At 72.6% G+C, this 2,233-nt stretch carries 2 protein-coding genes; both read left to right on the top strand.

Going from position 1 to position 2,233, the window contains the following annotated elements; translation table 11 throughout:
* Positions 1 to 38 precede the first annotated feature (38 nt).
* A complete protein-coding gene (locus ABZ260_RS50235) occupies positions 39 to 1,316 on the top strand; it encodes an amidohydrolase family protein (protein ID WP_355632828.1) in 1,278 nt (425 codons plus the stop codon).
* Positions 1,313 to 1,981 carry a flavin reductase family protein gene (locus tag ABZ260_RS50230; protein ID WP_355632825.1) on the top strand — a complete coding sequence of 223 codons (669 nt, stop codon included), beginning with the start codon at positions 1,313 to 1,315 and terminating at the stop codon, positions 1,979 to 1,981. Before ABZ260_RS50235 ends, ABZ260_RS50230 begins: the two co-directional genes overlap by 4 nt.
* Positions 1,982 to 2,233 lie beyond the last annotated feature (252 nt).

Raw genomic sequence — 2,233 nt, 5'->3', positions numbered from 1 at the left:
CGGCCTGCCTGGCCTGGGACTCGGCCTCGGCGACCGAGGTGACCCGCGCGACCCGCACCCCTCGTGCCTGTAGCAGCCGGGCCAGGCCCTTGCCGGTCCCGGGCCTGGTCAACGCCCACCAGCACACCACCGCCGACCCGCTGGTGCGCAGCATGATCCCGGACGACATCGACTCCCAGGAGTCGATCTTCGACTGGATCGTCCCGCTGCACGGCAAGGTCACCGGCGACGACGACGAGCTGTCCGCCACCCTGACCGCCGCCGAGTCGCTCCTGCGCGGGGTCACCACCATCCTGGAGCCGGGCACCGTCGCCCACCCGCTGCGGGTGGCGGCGGGGCTCCGGGCGGCCGGCATCCGCGGCCGGGTCGGCCGGTGGGGCTGGGACGTGCCCGGCGCCCTGCACGCGCTGCCCGCGGCCGAGACCCTGGCCCTGCAGGAGGAGACGGTACGCGCGCTGCCGCCAGGCGGGACCGTCACCGGCTGGGTCACCCTGGTGGGGCACGATCTGGCGAGCGACGAGTTGTTCACCGGCGCCGCCGAGCTGGCCGAGCGGCTGGATGTCGGTCTCACCTGGCACATCTCGCCGGGCGAGGCGGACGTCCACGCCTACGCGCGGCGCGCGGGCAGGCGGCCGGTGCTTCACTTCGGGCAGCTGGGCGTGCTGGGCCCGAGGCTGGTGCTCGGCCACGCCGTCTGGCTCGACGACGCGGAGCTGGACGCCCTCGTCGAGACGCGGACCGCGGTGGCATCCTGCCCCGGGGCCTACCTGCGCCTCGGCCAGGGCTACACCCGCGCCGGCCGGCACGCCGAGCTCGTACGCCGAGGCGGCCGGGTCGCCCTGGGCTGTGACTCCCACAACGCGGGCGACGTGCCCGATCTGCTGCGTGCCGCGTGGCTGCTGGCCGCGCTGGAGCGCGACCGCGACGTGCGGCCCGTCCTCCGCGCCGACCAGGCGTTCGCGCTGGCCACGATCGACGGCGCCGCCGCGGTGGGCCTGGGCGACCTCGTCGGCTCGATCGAGGTCGGCAAGGCCGCCGACCTCGTGGTCCTGGACACCGGGGACCCTGTCTGGGCCCCGCGCGGTGACCTCGCGACCCACCTCGTCTGGGGCGCCCCGAGCCACACGGTCCGGGACGTCCTCGTCGACGGACAGGTGGTCGTGCGCGACCGCCGGATCACCACCGTCGATCTCGAAGCCCTGGCGGAGGAGGCGCAGGCACGGTCCGCCGCGCTGCTCCGCAGGACCGGTATCGACGTTCCCCACCGCTGGCAGGCCCTGTCGGCGGAAGAATACATCCAAGGAGTACGCGGATGAGGATCATCGATCTCGCAGACAGGACGCCGGCGCAGAAGCAGGGACTGCTCTCCCAGCTCGTCGTGCCGCGCCCGATCGCGATGATCACCACGCTGGACGCCAAGGGCGGCGTGAACGTCGCCCCGTTCAGCTACTACATGCCGGTCTCCGGAGAACCCCCGCTCGTCGCGGTCACGGTGGGCTCGGTCAGGGAGGCGACGGACGAACCCAAGGACAGCTGGGTGAATCTGAACGCCTCGGGCGAGTTCGTGATCAACGTGACCACGACCGCCCTGGCCGACCACATCGAGACGGTGGCCAGGGAGTATCCGGCCGGCGTCGACGAGGCCGGCCTCGTCGGCTGGCGGACCGTGCCGTCGCAGGTCGTCCGGCCCCCGTCGCTGGCCGACAGCCCGGCGCACCTGGAGTGCCGGGTGCGCGAGGTCATCGACCGGGGGGACTCCTCCTCCTGCTTCTCGGGCGTGCACATCGTGCTGGCCGAGGTGGTCTGCATAACGGTGGACGAGTCGATCATGGCGTCTCCCACCAGGATCGACCCGACCAAGGTGCACGCGGTCGGCAGGATGGGCTTTCCCTGGTTCGTCGCGGCGTCGCCGGAGTCGACTTTCAGCCAGGACCGCATCGCCTACGCCGATCTGCCAGGTGGCGAGGAGGTGCTCGCCTGACCTGTCGCGCAGGCAGGGGAGGGGCTCCGCTAAAGCCCGCACCCCGCCGGCGACCAAGATTCATCCCCCACTCGCGCACCGTGGGCGGTGCGCGAGCATTCAGATCGAGAGGATCGTCATGGCCGCATACTATCGAAGGGGCCGGGCCACGGCCGCACTGACCGCCTGCCTGAGCGCGCTGGCGCTCGCCGGGTGCGGAACTGGCGCGGATGGATCGGCAGGCCTCATCACCGCCTGGTTTTACACTCCCGC

The organism is Streptosporangium sp. NPDC006013 (assembly GCF_040614275.1).
Classification (GTDB): domain Bacteria; phylum Actinomycetota; class Actinomycetes; order Streptosporangiales; family Streptosporangiaceae; genus Streptosporangium.
Note: the sequence above shows the minus strand (reverse complement) of the source record. Positions and strands in the feature narration are given on the sequence as shown.

What these genes read in the sequence shown, in the direction of transcription:
- ABZ260_RS50230 (WP_355632825.1), top strand. Translation starts at nt 1,313, where the DNA reads ATGAGGATCATCGATCTCGCAGACAGGACGCCGGCGCAGAAGCAGGGA.